Genomic DNA, 16,325 nt, shown 5'->3' on the forward strand with positions numbered 1-16,325 from the left:
TGGGAGCGGTCCGCAAATTGGATGCAGGTATCATTCGCAACCGGCGCCTCAATTTCGCACTCGGCCGGGACGACCCGGGGGGAGATTTTGCCTTCCTCACGGATTGAGAAAGAACTCACCCCCGCCTTCGCGCCGCCGCGGCATCCACCACGTTCTCCACTTCCTCGCGCCAGCTCAGGATCTCCATCGCCAGCACGGGGTGATTGAAGCCCTTGAGCACGAGATCGTCGAGCGCGCGCGCATCGACCCAGGGCTCGACGATGCCGTAGACGCGGCGGCTGACCACGATCTGGTTGGCCTTGGCTTCGCCGCAGAGGCGGGAGGCGAGGTTGGTGACGCTGCCGATCGCGGCATATTCCAGCCGCTGTTCGAAGCCGACCTGGCCGAGCGTGGCATAGCCGAGCGCGATGCCGATGCCGAAGCCGAGGCTGTGGCCGCGGTTGCGCCAGCGCTCGGTCAGCGGACCGATCGTGTCGCGCATCTCCACCGCCATCTTCACCGCGCGTTTCGTGTGGTCGTCGAACTGGATCGGCGCGTTGAACAGGATCATCACGCCGTCGCCGGAATATTTGTCGAGCGTGCCCTCGTATTTGAAGATCAGCTTGCCGAGCGCCGCGTGATATTCGCGGAGCACGTTCATCGCCTCTTCCGGCTCGGTCGCTTCTGTGAACGCCGTGAAGCCGCGCAGGTCGCAGAACACGACCGTTACCTCGCGGCGCTGGCTGGTGAGCAGCCCCTCGGGGCTGTCGGAGGAGGCGATCAACTGCGCGACCTGCGGTGCCAGGAACCGCTCGAGCTTGCGGATGCGCTCGATCTCGCCGAGCTGGGTCTTGACGCGCTCCTCCAGCGATTTGTTCCAGTCCTTGAGCTGCTCGGTCTGCACGCGCAGCTTGTCCGCCTGGGCGCGCACGGTCTCGTGCGCCGCCTCCAGCGCGTGGCTCTTGTGATCGACCTCGGTGAACAGGCGCGCATTGCGCATCGCCAGCACGGCCTGGTTGGCGAAGGTGCGCATCAGGCCGATGATGCTGCCGGCGAACTCGCCGCCGGCGCGGCGCAGCACCACCAGCGAGCCGAGCGTGCCCTGCTGGTCCACCAGCGGCACCACCAGCACCGAGCGGAAGCCGGCATCGATCGCGACGTCGCGCAGCGGCTGCTCGGCCGCGTGGTCGAGATCGGCTAGCGCGATCGGCTCACAGCTCGCCGCGGCATCGCTCAGGATGTTCTCGCCTTCGTCGATCGTGACGTGGGCGCCGTCGGCCGATTTGTCGATGCCGTTGGATTCGACCAGGTTGAAGCGGCGCCTCTCGGCATCGAAGCCGTAGATCAGCACCGCGTCGGCATGGGTGATCTCGATCGCGTGCGCGGCGATCGTCGGCAGCACCGCGTTGAGATCGAGCGATGAGGCGACCGCGCGGCCGACCTCTTCCAGCACCTTGAGCTCGTTGATCGACTGCGCGAGATCGCGGGTGCGCTCCTCGACCTTGGTCTCCAGGTTCGAATAGGTCTCCTGGATCTGGACGGCCATGCGGTTGAACTGGCCGGCAAGGTCTTCCAGCTCGTCGGAGGTGTGCACGTCGATGCGATGGCTGAAATCGCCTTCGCCGAGCTTGTGCGCACCGTCGCGCAGCGCCGTGATCGGAATGATCATGCGGCGGGCGAGCAGCGTGCCGGCGAGGATCGCGACCATCAGGCCCATGCCGATCAAGAGCGCGATGCGCACCAGCTGGTCGCGGATCGGCGTCAAGGCCTGCGTGGTCGGCTGCTCGAACATCACGCTCCAGCCGAGTTTCGGCACGGTGCTCGCGGCTGACAGCACCGAATGGCCGTTGAAGTCGGTGCCGGAGGTGTCGGGCTCGCGGCCGGGCGAAATCGCGGCAGCCACCTGCGGCAGCTTCGACAGGTCCTTGCCGACATCGGGGCCCTTCGCGGACGTTGCCAGCACGCGGCCGCGCGGATCGACCACATAGGCAAAGGCCGCCTTGCCGACCTGGGCGTCGGACAGCAATTCGGAGAGGAAGCTGAGATCGATCTCGGCCACCGTGACGCCGGCGTTGAAGCCGGAATGCGCCACCGAGATCGACATGAACGGGGTCCGGTCGGAGAACCAGGCCGGCGCGTAGCTGACGCCGCGGGCGACGGTGTCGGTGAAGCGCATGTCGCGGGAGAGATCGGCGTTGCCGCCGGTCGTGGTCGACTGGCGCGAGACGCGCAGCACCTCGCGGCCGTCGCCGTTGAGCTGGAACAGCTGGTTGACGACCGCGACCTGGTGCAGGAGCTGGGCGTAGTCGGCGCGGCGCTTCTCGAGGGTGTCCTGGCTCGCGCGGGTCACCCAGCTGATCTGGCGCTCGAGCTCGGAGATCGACTGTTCCATGCGCCGGGCAACGGCCTGGGCCTTGTCCTCCAGCCCGTCGGCCAGCTGCGTCTTGGTGGCGCGATAGGAGATCCAGGTCTCCATCGCGCCGTTGACCGCGAGGACGAACACGACGAGGCCGACGAGGGAGACGACGTATTTGGCGAACAAGCCCTCGCGCAGAAACCGTGTCTTGTCGTTCGCTCCCGCCATCCGGATCCTCTCGCGCCGCCATCGACGCCGGCGCTACGGCCCGTACGGGCCCCGCCGCCCTTCTATCACAATTTGGGCCAAGGGACGTGCGGGGACCGGTCGACCGGCCAGCGTGGTTACCCGCTGCGGACGCCGGGTCGGGCCGAAAGGGTGGTGAATTGCCGCAGCCTCCTCCGTTCGGAGGAAGCAGGCAATGGCGAAGCCGAGGTAAGGGATCGGCGTGAAGTCCAGTCCGTTGGTCCGCCAATCATCGATTAAAGAGCTGCCGCAGCACGTCATTCATCGGCTGGCTGTCCTGCTGCGCCATCGGCGGCGCGTCCGGGGCCGGGGGCGCCGGCGAGGCCTGCGGTGCCGGTGTGGATGGCGTTGCGGGCAGGCCGCGGCTGCGGCCGGTGCCAGTAGCAGTCCCAGCGCCAGTGCCAGTGCCAGTGCCGGTTGCAGCTCCGCTGGAAAGCCCCTGCTGGATCAGATTGCCGATCGCCTCGCCCAGCGGGCCGCCGAGCAGATTGTTCTGCCCCGGCTGCTGGGTTTGCGGATTGGCGTTGCCGCCCGCATTGCCGCCACCCGGCGCGGTCGTGCCGCCGAGACCGAGGCTGCCGAGGATATTGCCGAGCCCGGCGCCGTCAGGCCCGAACAGGCCCTTGCCCATCTCGCGCAGCTTGGCATAGGCGGCGTCCGGATTGTCGAGCATGCCGGCCATGTCAGGGTAGATCCGCGGTTGCGACCAGCTGCCCTGGATCATCACGGGGATGCCGAAGCCGACCGGCTCGGAGGCGCGACCCTGGCCTTCGGTGGTCATCACCAGTTTCGGCTCGACGCGAAAGCCCATCATCTTGGTGTCGAGCGCGATCGTGCCCGCGCCGGTCACGCGCACCAGCGGCCCGATCAGATTGAGATCGGTCGTCACCGCCTGTCCCTTGTCGATGCGGAAGGAGGCCGAGAGCTGCGACAAATCCGTGCTCTGGTCCTGGCTGGGGTTCTGGTTCTCTTGCCAGCCGGACAGCGTGCCCGATGTCAGCGAGCGGATCATCTGCGCGACGTTGATGCCGCGGATGGCGCCGTCCTGGAAATTGACGAAGGCCGTGCCCTGCATGTTCGCCATCAAGGCGCGCTGGCTGGTGCCGGCGCTGCGCAATGCGAGCTTGGCTTGCAGCTTGCCGTCGATGCGGTCGAATTCGGCAAGGCCCTGGAGCAGCGGCAGCGCGCGCACGCCGACGAGGTCGGAATGCATGGCAAAGCTCGGCGCGCCGCTGGTCGCATCCAGGATCACCTCGCCGGAGACCTGACCGCCATAGGCGCCGAGATTGGCGGTGCCGGCCTTCAGCACGCCGCCGGCGAGCTTTGCATCGAGCGCCAGCGGCGCAAGACGCGCATCGCCGATCACGGCATCGTTCGCGGAGATCCTGATTTGCGCATCGACATAGTTGAGGCCGGACACGTCGATCGGCGCATTGCTCCAGGGCTGCCCGGACGCGCCGTCCGGCGATTTCGCCAGCGGAATCGCGAGCCGCTGGAAGTCGAGATCGACCTTGACCAGGGGCTTGCTCGCGATGTCGACCGAGGCCCAGCCGTTGAACGTGCCGTCGCCGAGGGTGCCGTTCACGCCGTTGATCATCACGACATCGCCGCTCAGCCGCATCTCGGCGTGACCTGCGAGCCGGGACTTCAGCACATCAGGCATGTCGATGGCGAAATCCACCGGGATCGTCGGCCGGTCGGCTGGCGGCGCCGGCGTCGTCGCCTTGATGTCGAATCTGGTCGGGTGCTCGCCGACGCGCGCGGTGCCGGTGATGTTGACCTTGCGGTCGCGATCAACGATCGCGTCGGCGTTGATGGCGCTGATGCGGCCCTCGACGCGATCGCGCACGCGCGCGAATGCGACCTCGCCGTCGGTGATCTTGACGCGGTCGATGGTCGCGCCATCCGTGTCGAGCGCGAGCGGCTTCGACGCGGCACCGGGGTTGGGCAGGCGCTCACGCAGCAGCGGCTGGTAGAGCACGGGACGGGTGACGACGAGCTCGCTGATCTTCGGGCGGCCCGACCAGACGCTCGCGAGCGACATGTCGGCCTGCAAGCTGTCGACCGTGAGGCGCGTGATGCCGCTGCGGTCCTTCGGATCCTGAAGCGTGAGATCGTTCAAGGTGACGTTCAGCGTCGGCCACAGGCTGATCCTGGTGGTGCCGTCGATCGACAGGCGATAGCCTGTCGCGCTCTCGACCCGCGACGCAATCGTCGAGGTCAGGAAGCCCGATGGGATCCCGACCACGAGGAGAACCGCGATCACGATGATGATAGCGGCGACCGCGGCGCCGGCGAATTTCACTGCTCTCATGTCGACTTTCCAACGACGGACGCACGGTGCCGAACCCGGCCGCTCACCCGCCCTATGTGCGTGAGTTTATCCCGGGACGGGAAGCCGCTCCAAGCGGTCAAAAATAGTCAGGGGGTGCTGCAAAGTTATGTGACTTATGACACACTTCTCCGGCGCGGTTTTACGCGATTCTGGAGGTTGATGGTTCCAGCCGATTTGCCGGCGAAATTGGCACGTAAATTCACAAGGAAGTTGAAATGAGCAAGCAGGCCGAATTTGCGGTCATCCTGAAGATGAACCCGATGTTCGCCGATCTCGGCGCAGACGAGCTCCAGCGGCTGTCCAATCTCTGCCATACCCAGCATCTGGCGAACGGCGAGGTGCTGTTCCAGAAGGGCGATGCCGGGGACGGGCTGTTCGGCGTGCGCCGCGGCCAGGTCCGCATCGAGACCGGCGCCTCCGACGGCAGCCGGCTGACGCTGAATTTCATGGGGCCGGGCGACCTGTTCGGCGAGGTCGCGGTGCTGGACGGCCAGAACCGCACCGCGGACGCGACCGCGGGCGAAGCCAGCGAATTGTTCGTGCTGCGGCGGGAAGACTTTCTCGCCTTCCTCGAGCGCGAGCCGAAGGTCGCGATCAAGATCATCGCGCTGCTGTGCCAGCGCATCCGCTGGCAGAGCGAGCGCATGGAAGAGTCCATGTTGCAGCCGCTGCCGGTGCGGCTGGCGCGGCGGCTCTGCGCACTCGCCGCCGATTTCGGCTCGGAGGTGCACATCTCGCAGGAGCAGCTCGGCGTCTTCGTCGGCGCCGCCCGCGAGAGCGTCAACCGCCAGCTTCAGGCCTGGCGCAAGGACGCGATCCTGGATCTTCAGCGCGGCCGCATTTTGCTGAGGAACATGACCAAGCTGACGGCGATCGCGCGGAACGAGTAGGGGCTCGCGCGACCCCTACTCCGCCGCCGGGTGCACGATGTTCTTCGGTGCCGGCTGTGCCGGCGAAGCTTCGTGATGACCGGGGACCTCCGCGTCCTCGCTGTGCACGATCAGCCGCTTGCCGAAGCGCCAGATCAGGGCGCCGAGATCGTCCATCACCATGAACATCGCGGGCACGAAGACCAGCGACAGGATGGTCGAGAAGATCAGGCCGCCGATCACCGCGAGCGCCATCGGCGAGCGGAATTCGCCGCCGGCGCCGACCGCGAGTGCGCTCGGCATCATGCCGGCGGCCATCGCGATCGTGGTCATCACGATCGGGCGGGCGCGCTTCATGCCGGCGTCGATCATCGCTTCGTCGCGTCGCTTGCCGTCGCGGATCGCCTCGATGGCGAACTCCACCAGCATGATCGCGTTCTTGGTGACGATGCCCATCAGCATCAGGATGCCGATCCACACCGGCGTGGTGAGCTGCTTGCCGGTGACGAGCAGGGCCGCGATGGCGCCGCCGATCGAGAGCGGCAGCGAGAACAGGATGGTGATCGGCTGGAGGAAGGTGCCGAACAGCAGCACCAGCACGGCATAGACCATCATCAGGCCCGCGGTGATCGCGGTGGCGAAGCCGTCGGACAGCTCGTTCAGGCTTTCGGCGTCGCCGGAGGGTGAGACCTTCACGCCCTTCGGCAGGCTCTTCATCACCGGCAGCTCGTTGATCTTCTTGGTGGCATCGCCGAGCGCCGCGGAGCCGACGAGGTCGGCGGCAACGGTGGCCTGGCGGTCCCGGTCGTAGCGGTTGATGCTGGTCGGACCCTGGTCGAGCTTGACGTCGGCGATGACCGAGAGCGGCACGCCGCCCTTCTCGCCGTGCTCACCGAGCGGCACGCGCAACTGCTCGAGCGTCTTCAGGTTGCCGCGCGCGGCGTCCTCGAGCTGCACGCGGATCGGCACCAGGCGGTCGCCGACGTCGAACTTGGCGAGCGCAGGGCCGACGTCGCCGATGGTGGCGACGCGGATGGTCTGCGACAGGCTTTCCGTGGAGACACCGAGGCGCGCGGCGAGATCGGCGCGCGGCTCGATGCGCAGCTCGGGCCGCTCCAGCGTGGTTTCCGAAATCACGTTGGAGATGGTCGGGATCCGCTTCATCTGCGTCGCGAGCTCGCTGGCGACGTTGTTGACGATGTTGGCGTCGACGCCGGTCACGACCAGCGAGATCGCGCGCAGGCCGTTTTCGTCGAGGAACCAGAAGCGGATGTCGGGAATGTTCTCCAGCTCCTGGCTGATCGAGAATTCCAGCTCGCGCTGGGTGATGTCGCGATCGCCCTTGGGCGTGTAGTTGATGATCAGGGCCGCGCGCCGGACTTCCTGGGTGCCCGGTGGAACGCGCCCGCCGTCGACGAAGATGCTCTTCACCTCGGGCCGCTTGCGCAGCCGCGCGACGATGTCCTCGGTGACCTTTTCGGTGTAGGCGAGCTGGGTGCCCGGCGGCAGCTCGAGGGCAAGCAGCGAGCGCGCGCTGTCCTGCGCCGGCAGGAAGCCCTGCGGCAGCAGCGTGATGCTCCAGATCGAGGCGGCGAAGATGCCGAAGCCGATCAGCACCGTGATGAAATAGTGCTTCACCGACCAGGCCACGATCCGGTGATAGGACCGTAGCACGCGGCCGGGCGGCGGTTCCTCGTGATGGCCGTGTTTGAGGAAGTAGGCGGCCAGCACCGGCGTGACGAAGCGCGCCGCGAGCAGCGAGAAGAACACCTGCACCGAGACGGTGATGCCGAACTGCTTGAAGAACTGTCCGGCGATGCCCGACATGAAGCTCGCGGGGGCGAAGATCGCGATGATGGTGAGCGAGATCGCGATCACGGCGAGGCCGATCTCGTCGGCGGCTTCCAGCGCGGCGCGATAGGGCGATTTGCCCATGTTCATGTGCCGCACGATGTTCTCGATCTCGACGATGGCGTCGTCGACGAGAATACCTGTCGACAGCGTGATGGCGAGGAAGCTGACGAGGTTGAGCGAGAAGCCGAGGAGGTCCATCGCCCAGAAAGCCGGGAAGATCGACAGCGGCAGCGAGATCGCGGCGATGATGGTGGCGCGCAGATCGCGCAGGAACAGCAGCACGATGACGACGGCGAGAATGGCGCCTTCGAACAGGGTCGAGATCGCCGCTTCGTAATTGCCGTTGGTGTATTCGACCGAGGTGTCGATCAGCTTGAGATCGACGTCGGGATAGGCGGCCTTGAGCGCGTCGATGCGCTTCTGCACGGCGTCGGCGACCTTCACGTCGCTGGCGCCCTTGGAGCGCTTGATGCCGAGCGCGACCACCGGCTCGCCGTTGAAGCGGGCGAAGGTGCGGCGGTCGGCGATGGTGTCGGTGACGGTGCCGAGATCGTCGAGCCGAACCTCGCCGCCGCCGAACAGCGGGACCATGGTGCCGGCGAGGTCGCTCAGCGTCTTGGCGCCGGCCAGGGTGCGGATCGCCTGGTCGTTCTTGCCGATCTCGGCGCGGCCGCCGGCGACGTCGACATTGGTGCCGCGCAGGCTCTGGCTGACATTGACGGCGGTCAGGCCCATCGCCTGAAGGCGGTCGGGATCGAGCGAGACCAGGATCTCGCGCTCGACACCGCCGATGCGCTCGACCTGGGCGACGCCGCGCACGCCCTGGAGCGCGCGCTTGACCACGTCGTCGACGAAATAGGACAGCTGCTCCGGCGTCTTGCCGGGCGAGATCGCGGCATAGGTGACGATCGGCAGGCCGATCACGTCGACGCGCTGGATCAGCGGCTCGGTGACGTTCTGCGGCAGGTTGGAGCGAACGCGGGTCACCGCGTCCTTGACGTCGTTGAGCGCGCGGTCGGTATTGGTCTCCAGTGCGAACTGGATGGTGGTCAGCGACAGGCCGTCGGTGATCGAGGAGGTGATGTGCCTGACGCCCTCGACGCCGGAGACCGCGTCTTCAATGGTCTTGGTGACCTGGGATTCGAGCTCGGCCGGCGCAGCACCGAACTGCGACACCGCGACCGAGATCACGGGAATGTCGGCCGAGGGCAGCCGCGTCACCGCGAGCTTGGCGAAGGAGGTCCAGCCGAGGATCAGGAGGATGATCGAAAAGACGACCGACGGCAGCGGATTCCGGATCGACCATGCCGAGATATTGAGAGCCATCAGCGTACCCGCGTGCGATCGAGTTCATCGGCGAACATGGTCTTGATCTGGTCGCCGTCATGCAGTGAAGAGCCGGCGTCGGCCACGACGATTTCGCCGACGTCGAGCCCTTCCAGGATTTCCGTCGCGGTGTCGGACGACAGCCCGACCCGCACCTTGCGCGTCTCGATCGTGTTGCCCTTGACGACCTGCACGGTGAGATGGTCGATCGCGGTCTTGGGCACCGCGACGCCGCAGCTTCGCTTGGCGTCGATCGAGGCGCGCGCGAACACGCCGACCTTCAGCGAGGGATTGTTGGTGACGCTGATGCGGACGCGGCCGAGCTGGGTGGTGCGGTCGATTTCGGGCGCAACCAGCCGCACCCGGCCGATCAAATCGGGCGCGTCGTCGCGGCTGATGCGCACGGTCGCGCCGGCGCTGAGCTTGGGCATGTGCACGGCCGGAACCTGCGCGTCGAGCTCGATCTCGTTGTTGACGGCGATGCGGAACATCGGGCCGGCCTGCGGCGAGGCCGGCGCGCCGACGATGGTGCGAACTTCCGTGACGAGGCCCGGCGCCGGCGCCTTCAGCGAGATCGGGCCCTGCGGGCCGGGTCGCTGCGGCTGGCCCGGGATCTGCGGCGGTGCCGTCAGGCGCGCCAGCTCCTGGTTGTCGGTGACCATGGTCCCTTCGGTGACGAAGAGGTCGGTGACCCTGGAACCTTCCTGGTCGGCGACGACCACGGCCTCGCGGCGCGGCACGAAGAAGCCGGTCACACGAACGAGGTCGGAGAAGCACGCATTGGTCGACTTCGTCACGATGACGAGCGCCTCGCCCGGCGTTTCCTTGGCCTCGGGGCGATGCCGATGCTCGAACAGATAATAGCCGATGCCGAGCGCGACGATGAACGCCACGGTTCCGGCAGGCTTGAGATAGTCGGAGACGTTCATCGCCGGATTGTCCTGGCCTGGCTCACGGCCATCCGCACGAGGCCTGCTGAGAGCGTTTCCCTGAAACAAAGCGGCGTCCCGCACGGCTGCGGGACGCGCTTTGGAAGCGAGACTTTACACCACATCACGAACGGTCATTTCAAAGAATTGCGTCGTGCTTACTTCGATGCGGTGGTCTTGTTTTCCATGTTGACGACCTGCACGCGGCGGTTGACCTCGGCCATCGGCTGGCTCGGGTCCTTCAGCTTGCTCTTGCCGTAGCCGACGGTGACGAGGTCGGTCGAGGAGATGCTGTACTTCTCGACGAGGTAGCGCTTGATCGCATCCGCGCGGCGCTCCGACAGGTCCTGGTTGTAGGCCTCGCCGCCGGCGGCGTCGGTGTGGCCGGCGACCACGAAGGTCGATCCCTTCAGGTCTGGGCTGGTCAGCGCGCGACCGAGCGCCTGCACCGAAGCCAGCGACTTGGTGCTGATATTGGCGGAGTTGTAGTCGAAGGTGATCTCGAGATCGATGTTCGGCTTGTCCTTGGCGACCGATGCGATTTCCTCGCGCTCGGTCGACGACAGCGAGCGCGTCGAGCGGCCGCGCACGGACTGGATCAGCTTGGTCTCCGACGCGCTCGGCGCGGGGTCGGCCTGCGGCGCGATCGAGAGGCCGCGGGTCAGCGGCTTCTTCTGCGGTGGCGCCAGTGCGCGCACGATCTCGTCCTCGGTGACGTTCTTGCTGTTGCCGTCGTCGGCGGCGAATGCGGGCGAGGCCGGCAGCGACAGCGCGGCGCCAATGGCCATGATGGACAGGATTGCGGTAAGTCCTTTTGCAGCCAATCTCATTGCCAGTCCCTCCTGCGCAGCAGACCTGCGTGGTTCCAAATTTCCTGCAATAGGCCCCCCGGGAAAGGCCGCCTGCGGCATCCGTCCCTTTAGTCTGTTTTGGGCGGCCGAGGGTTCGAGGCGTCCGCCGCCTCAACTCAAAAAAATACTAGCGGACTCCGTAGCTTGCGAATTCCTGAACGATGTTCGGATCCATCGCCTTGGCATTGGCGATGTCCAGCGCCCCTTCCTGGGCGGAGCCGTTGCGCTGCTTGGCGAGGCCCCGTCCGTACAGCGAGGAGGTGAGGCGCGGATTGATCCTCAGGGCCGCATCGAAATCGGCGATGGCGTTCTTCACCGCCCCCGATTTCAGATTGACCAGCCCCCGGCTGTCCAGCGCATCGACGAAGTTCGGCCGCAGCCGCAGCGCTTCGTTGCAATCCTTCAGCGCGGCCTGGAGATCGCCGACCACGGTGCGGGTCCAGCAGCGGTTGTTCAGCGCCTCGACGTCCTTCGAGTTGATCCGGAGCGTGTCGTCGAAATCCTTGATGGCGAGGTTGTAGGCACCCTTGCTGGCATAGACCTGGCCGCGCCGATACAGCGCGTTCACGTCATCAGGATTGGCCGCGATCTTGGCCGTCAGGCCCTTGATGGTGGGGTCCTCCGCCAGGGCGGCCGCGCTAGGCCCGGCGTCCGCGTTCGGCGCGGGGGCGGGATCGGCCGGTTTCACCGGCGGTGGCGGCGGAGGCAGGGCGGCCTCGACCTGCGGCTTCGGCGATGGGGCCGGTACGGGCGCGGGCGCGGGAGCCAGTGCGGCTGCCGTGTCGGCCGGCTTCGGCGGCGGAGGCGGTGATGGCGGCGCGGGTGGTGCCGGCGGCGGGTTATTGGCGACGACGGGCGGCGGAGCGGGGGGCGCGGCCGGCGGCGTTGTCGGACGTGATCCGCCGGCTCCCGGAATGAACGAGAAATCTTCGGCCAATGAAGAGGATATCCACGGCACCTGCTCGCCGCGCGAGGCGCGGGTGACGCCCATCTTGGTGCGGTTCAGCGTCTCCTCGGCCATCAGGTCGGGGACGCGGATTTCCTTCAGCAGTTCCTGGACGAACAGGCTGTGCTCGCCGCCGGCATCCGAGATCACCGAGGCCAGCGCCGCCGAATACATCACCAGCGTGCCGTTCGGCGCGATGACCGGGGTCAGGCCAGCCGAGAAGCTGCGGAACCGGCGCTCGAACGGGTTGCGCCTGGAGGCATCGACCAGCGCGATCTTGACGCCGGCGCCGCGGGTGTTGAGCTCGCCGAGGACGGCTTCCAGGCTGAAACCGTCGCGGCGCACGTCGGATTCGGTCCAGATTTGCGCGTCGACCGGCAGCATGTAGCTCTGGCGCGCCGACTGGATGCCGAAACCGCTGAAGAATATCAGCGCCACCGAGCCCGGCTTGATCTTGCCGTAGAGCTTGTCGAAGGCGCGGCGCATGCCGTCGCCGGTCAGGTTCTCACCGATTTCGACCGAAAAGCCGTCGCGCTTGAGCTCGTCGGCGATGTCACGGGCGTCGTTGAGCGGCTCCTTCAGCGGGGCGTCTGCATCCGGATATTTGGCGTTGCCGATGACCAGCGCATGTCGGTCGCCGGCCGCAAGCGACGGCGCGGTCGGCACGAGCGAAACGAGCAAGGGAAGAAGGAAAAGGAAGCGAATTTTCATAATCAGCGCGGTCCAGCCAAAAAGGCGCCGTTCCAGCTTGCGCCGCGGCGACCTTAACTTACGCAATGGGCATTATCAAACCGGGGAGAGGGGGCGTCAACCGCTTGGAGATTCGGCATTATCGCGACGATTGACCGCAATGCGTGGGTGCGCCGTGCGGGGAATGAACCGGCCATCATGGTTGGGCTCGACGCGATCTGGTTGGGCATTGCAGCGGCCATGTCAGGACACCCATGATTGGGGAGCCATGTTAGGGGAGCCATGTTTACGGGAGTCATGGCGCCGAAAATGTGATTGGTCTCACATTGCAGCGGGCCTCCACGCATCACGCGTGGCGTTTGACCTTTCCGGCGGACAATGGCTTGGTGCACTCGTGCCTCCCCGACGGTCCACTCACAAAAAAGCAAAACCAAAAGCAAGATCATGGGAAACGCCTACGAAATCTACGCACTGCGCTATGCGACGATGTCGCCGCGCACCCCGCACATGAACTTCCTGGCGCCGGATCCGCATGACAGTGCGGCGCAGGACCTCGACTACTTCGTCTGGCTGATCCGCGGCGGCGGGCGCGACATCCTGGTCGACACCGGCTTCAATGCCGAGGAGGCGAGTGCGCGGGCGCGCAAGCTGACGCTCAATCCGGTCGACGCGCTGGAGCGCTTCGGTGTCGCGGCGTCGAGTATTCGCGATATCGTCGTGACGCACCTGCATTACGACCACGCCGGCAATCTCGACCGCTTCCCGAACGCGCGCTTCCATCTCCAGGAGCGCGAGATGGCCTACGCGACCGGCCGCTGCATGTGCAACGGACTGCTGCGACATCCATTCTCGGTCGAACACGTCACGCAGATGGTGCGCCATGTCTATGGCGAGCGCGTCACCTTCTATTCCGGTGATGGCGAGATCGCGTCCGGCGTCACCGTGCACCGTGTCGGCGGCCATTCCGACGGCTTGCAGGTGGTCAAGGTCGAGACCGCGCGCGGGCCGGTGGTGCTGGCCTCCGACGCCGCGCATTACTACGCCAATCTCCAGCGCCGCAGCCCGTTCCCGATCGTCTACAATGTCGGTGACATGGCGGTTGGCTGGGAGACGATCGAGCGTCTCGCCGGCCATCCCGACAGATTCATTCCCGGCCACGATCCGATCGTGACGGAGATCTATCCGCGTGCCAGCGACAAGGTCGACGCCTGGGCGCTGCACCTGCCGCCGTCAAAGTCGTTTGCGAAATGACGGCCTGCCGATCCTCATGGTGAGGAGGCGCGTAAGCGCCGTCTCGAACCATGCAGGCCCGGCTCGCGCGTCCCGGCCTTCATCCTGCGAGACGCGCGTTCCGCGCTCTTCAGGATGAGGGTCTGGCCGCCACGCGAGGCGAGACTAATACGCCTGCTTGGCATCCGCCTCTTCGCTGGTCTGGATCAGGTCGAGGCTCTGTTCGATCTTGCCGAGCAGTGCCGAGAGCTGCTTGCGCTCCTGCGCCGAGAGGCAGGCGAGGATCTCGTCCTCCCGCCGCAGCAATTGCGGGAACAGCTCTTCGTAGAGTGCGCGGCCTTTCTTCGTCAATTGCAGGCGGAATTCGCGGCGGTCGGCTTCGTTCTCGACCCGCTCGATCAGCCCCTCATGCAACAGCATGGTCACCGCGCGGCTGATGGTGGATTTGTGCGTGCGGGTGCATTGCGAGATGTATTGCGCGCTACAGGCATCGTTGCGGAAGCCGAGCGTCGCGATCACGCGCCAGGCAGGGATGTCGAGGCCGTGACGCTCCTGATATTCGACCGCGAGCGCGGAACTCACCTCCGCCGCAAGCCGGTTGAGGCGGAACGGCACGAACTTGAACAGGTCGAGCCGTGTTTTTGGCCGCGGCGACGCCTCGCCCGCCTCTTGTCTCTTCAGCGCCGCATCGCTGGATGTTCTCGCCAAGGCTTGCGCTCCGAATTCCAGTTGACGGCCGGCCGGCTCCGGTCCAAAATAGTTGCACGTGAGACTATCTAGCAGATCAGTCCCCTTTTGACCAGAGCCGAGGTTAGCGCATGGCGCAGGCCAATACGCAGCAGGCCAAAACCCAGTTCGGCTATCGCCGTCACCCCGATCAGGATCGTCCCGGCCAAAATCCGGCCGAGCATCCGGTCGTGATTGTCGGCGCGGGCCCGGTCGGGCTGTCGCTCGCGATCGATCTCGCGCAGCGTGGCCAGAGCGTCGTCCTTCTGGATGATGCCGACCGCATCGGCGAAGGCTCGCGCGCGATCTGCTTCTCGAAACGCTCGCTGGAATATTGGGACCGGCTCGGCGTCGGCGACCGCATGGTCGAGAAGGGCGTGGTGTGGAGCGTCGGCCGCATTTTCCACGGCGAATCCCAGCTCTACCAGTTCAACCTGCTGCCGGAAGACGGTCACAAGCGGCCGGCCTTCATCAACCTCCAGCAATATTACGCCGAGGCCTATCTGGTCGATCGCATCAGCGATTTGCCTGAGGTCGACCTGCGCTGGCGCAACAAGGTGACGGCGCTCGAACAGCGCAACGATTCCGTCGCGTTGACGATCGAGACGCCGGAGGGCGCCTACCGCCTGCACGCGCAATATGTCGTCGCCTGCGACGGCGCGCGGTCGTCGCTGCGGCAGATGGTTGGCGCCGAGTTCGCCGGCCAGGTTTTCGAGGACCAGTTCCTGATCGCCGACGTCAAGATGACAGCGGAATTCCCGACCGAGCGCTGGTTCTGGTTCGATCCGCCGTTTCATGCCGGCCGCTCGGCGCTGCTGCACCGGCAGCCTGACGACGTCTGGCGCATCGACCTTCAGCTCAATCGCTACGCCGATCCTGTTGTCGAGAAGAAGCCGGAAAACGTGCGGCCGCGGATTGCGCGCATGCTGGGCCACGACAAGTTCGAATTCGAATGGATCTCGCTCTACAAATTCCAGTGCCGGCGGATGGACCGCTTCATCCATGGCCGTGTGGTCTTTGCCGGCGACTCCGCGCATCAGGTCTCGCCCTTCGGTGCGCGTGGCGCGAACTCGGGTCTGGAGGACGCGGAGAATCTGTCCTGGAAGCTCGATCGCGTGCTGCGCGGCAAATCGCCCGCGAGCCTGCTGGAGAGCTACCACGTCGAACGCAGCCTGGCGGCCGACGAGAACATCCGCGAATCCACCCGTTCGACCGATTTCATGGCGCCGAACTCGCATCAGGAGACGCGGCTGCGCAAGGCGGTGCTGTCGCTCGCCAAGGAGACCGAGTTCGGCAAGCGCATGGTCAATGGCGGCCGGCTCTCGGTGCCGTGCAGCTATGATACGTCGCTGTCGTCGCCCGATGCGGATGCCTGGCGCGGCGGACCGTCCCCCGGTTGTTCCATGCCCGATGCGCCCGTCTCGTCGCGTGAGGGCGAGCAGGTCTATCTGACGGACGCATTCCGCAAGGGTGGAACGGACTTCGCCTTGCTGTCGTTCAGCAATGGCGCGCAGGTCGGCGCGCCCGAAGGCGTGAAGGATATCCGCATCGGCGGCGAGGGCGGACTTGCCGATCCCTTGGGCCTCGTCGCAAAGCGCTACGACGCCGAGGCGGGTGCTGCCTATCTGCTCAGGCCCGATGGCTACGTTGCCGCGCGCTTCCGTCATCCGACGCGTGAAGCGATTGCGGCTGCGTTGTCGCGGGCCCAAGGGTTGAATTGAAAGGCTTGAATTGAGGATTCGCATGCCGCTTTCCACCAGCTCCAACTTCGCGCGGCCTGACGATGCCTTTCGCGCCATCGTCGAAGCGCATCGCGGCTTCACCGACGAGCAGAGCGCCGATTTCGACGCCGCGCTGGTGCTGATCCTCGCCAACCATATCGGTGACATCGACGTGCTGCGGGAGGCGATCGGGCTCGCGAAGCGCCGGATGATCGACGGCCAGCAGCAGCAACAGCAACAACAATAACCCTGTGACCTGAGGACGAA

At 66.0% G+C, this 16,325-nt stretch carries 11 protein-coding genes; 4 read left to right on the forward strand and 7 right to left on the reverse strand.

Translation table 11 applies throughout. The features are described from left to right. Positions 1-115: 115 nt before the first annotated feature. Together E4K65_RS41055 and E4K65_RS41060 are read right to left on the reverse strand one after the other, a co-directional pair. Entirely contained in the window at positions 116-2,563 is a 2,448-nt protein-coding gene (locus E4K65_RS41055; protein WP_135178946.1) for an adenylate/guanylate cyclase domain-containing protein, read from the reverse strand. A 247-nt stretch (positions 2,564-2,810) separates the two neighbouring features. Beyond that, entirely contained in the window at positions 2,811-4,895 is a 2,085-nt protein-coding gene (locus tag E4K65_RS41060; RefSeq protein ID WP_135178947.1) for an AsmA family protein, read from the reverse strand. A 236-nt stretch (positions 4,896-5,131) separates the two neighbouring features. Here E4K65_RS41060 and E4K65_RS41065 point away from each other — a divergent pair, with 236 nt between their 5' ends. Next, a complete protein-coding gene (locus E4K65_RS41065; RefSeq protein WP_135178948.1) occupies positions 5,132-5,806 on the forward strand; it encodes a Crp/Fnr family transcriptional regulator in 675 nt (224 codons plus the stop codon). Between the two features lie 15 nt (positions 5,807-5,821). On the opposite strand, the gene E4K65_RS41070 is transcribed toward E4K65_RS41065, so the two are convergent. The 4 genes from E4K65_RS41070 to E4K65_RS41085 all read right to left on the reverse strand — a co-directional run bounded on the left by E4K65_RS41070 (position 5,822) and on the right by E4K65_RS41085 (position 12,402). After that, positions 5,822-8,965 carry an efflux RND transporter permease subunit gene (locus tag E4K65_RS41070; protein WP_135178949.1) on the reverse strand — a complete coding sequence of 1,048 codons (3,144 nt, stop codon included), beginning with the start codon at positions 8,963-8,965 and terminating at the stop codon, positions 5,822-5,824. Continuing rightward, positions 8,965-9,894, reverse strand: coding sequence for an efflux RND transporter periplasmic adaptor subunit (locus E4K65_RS41075; protein WP_135178950.1), 930 nt, complete (start codon positions 9,892-9,894; stop codon positions 8,965-8,967). The genes E4K65_RS41070 and E4K65_RS41075 overlap by 1 nt, the downstream gene beginning before the upstream one ends. Before the next feature lie 158 nt (positions 9,895-10,052). After that, positions 10,053-10,724 carry an OmpA family protein gene (locus E4K65_RS41080; protein ID WP_167771563.1) on the reverse strand — a complete coding sequence of 224 codons (672 nt, stop codon included), beginning with the start codon at positions 10,722-10,724 and terminating at the stop codon, positions 10,053-10,055. 148 nt (positions 10,725-10,872) lie between these two features. After that, entirely contained in the window at positions 10,873-12,402 is a 1,530-nt protein-coding gene (locus E4K65_RS41085) for a caspase family protein (protein WP_135178952.1), read from the reverse strand. 423 nt (positions 12,403-12,825) lie between these two features. Here E4K65_RS41085 and E4K65_RS41090 point away from each other — a divergent pair, with 423 nt between their 5' ends. Beyond that, entirely contained in the window at positions 12,826-13,632 is an 807-nt protein-coding gene (locus E4K65_RS41090) for an N-acyl homoserine lactonase family protein (protein WP_167771564.1), read from the forward strand. Positions 13,633-13,776: 144 nt separating this feature from the next. Here E4K65_RS41090 and E4K65_RS41095 read toward each other — a convergent pair whose 3' ends face one another. After that, positions 13,777-14,319: a MarR family winged helix-turn-helix transcriptional regulator gene (locus E4K65_RS41095; RefSeq protein WP_027546758.1), complete on the reverse strand. Its 543-nt coding sequence runs from the start codon at positions 14,317-14,319 to the stop codon at positions 13,777-13,779. 110 nt (positions 14,320-14,429) lie between these two features. Here E4K65_RS41095 and E4K65_RS41100 point away from each other — a divergent pair, with 110 nt between their 5' ends. Both E4K65_RS41100 and E4K65_RS41105 read left to right on the forward strand, forming a co-directional pair. Further along, positions 14,430-16,058: an FAD-dependent oxidoreductase gene (locus tag E4K65_RS41100; RefSeq protein ID WP_135178954.1), complete on the forward strand. Its 1,629-nt coding sequence runs from the start codon at positions 14,430-14,432 to the stop codon at positions 16,056-16,058. A gap of 22 nt (positions 16,059-16,080) precedes the next feature. Continuing rightward, positions 16,081-16,305: a DUF2783 domain-containing protein gene (locus tag E4K65_RS41105; RefSeq protein WP_135178955.1), complete on the forward strand. Its 225-nt coding sequence runs from the start codon at positions 16,081-16,083 to the stop codon at positions 16,303-16,305. Positions 16,306-16,325 lie beyond the last annotated feature (20 nt).

This window comes from Bradyrhizobium niftali (assembly GCF_004571025.1).
In the GTDB taxonomy this organism is placed as follows: Bacteria; Pseudomonadota; Alphaproteobacteria; order Rhizobiales; family Xanthobacteraceae; genus Bradyrhizobium; species Bradyrhizobium niftali.

Bases quoted from the DNA above. Each gene is read 5' to 3' on its own strand.
- E4K65_RS41055 (WP_135178946.1), bottom strand. From the start codon at position 2,563: ATGGCGGGAGCGAACGACAAGACACGGTTTCTGCGCGAGGGCTTGTTC.
- E4K65_RS41060 (WP_135178947.1), bottom strand. From the start codon at position 4,895: ATGAGAGCAGTGAAATTCGCCGGCGCCGCGGTCGCCGCTATCATCATC.
- E4K65_RS41065 (WP_135178948.1), top strand. From the start codon at position 5,132: ATGAGCAAGCAGGCCGAATTTGCGGTCATCCTGAAGATGAACCCGATG.
- E4K65_RS41070 (WP_135178949.1), bottom strand. From the start codon at position 8,965: ATGGCTCTCAATATCTCGGCATGGTCGATCCGGAATCCGCTGCCGTCG.
- E4K65_RS41075 (WP_135178950.1), bottom strand. From the start codon at position 9,894: ATGAACGTCTCCGACTATCTCAAGCCTGCCGGAACCGTGGCGTTCATC.
- E4K65_RS41080 (WP_167771563.1), bottom strand. From the start codon at position 10,724: ATGAGATTGGCTGCAAAAGGACTTACCGCAATCCTGTCCATCATGGCC.
- E4K65_RS41085 (WP_135178952.1), bottom strand. From the start codon at position 12,402: ATGAAAATTCGCTTCCTTTTCCTTCTTCCCTTGCTCGTTTCGCTCGTG.
- E4K65_RS41090 (WP_167771564.1), top strand. From the start codon at position 12,826: ATGGGAAACGCCTACGAAATCTACGCACTGCGCTATGCGACGATGTCG.
- E4K65_RS41100 (WP_135178954.1), top strand. From the start codon at position 14,430: ATGGCGCAGGCCAATACGCAGCAGGCCAAAACCCAGTTCGGCTATCGC.
- E4K65_RS41105 (WP_135178955.1), top strand. From the start codon at position 16,081: ATGCCGCTTTCCACCAGCTCCAACTTCGCGCGGCCTGACGATGCCTTT.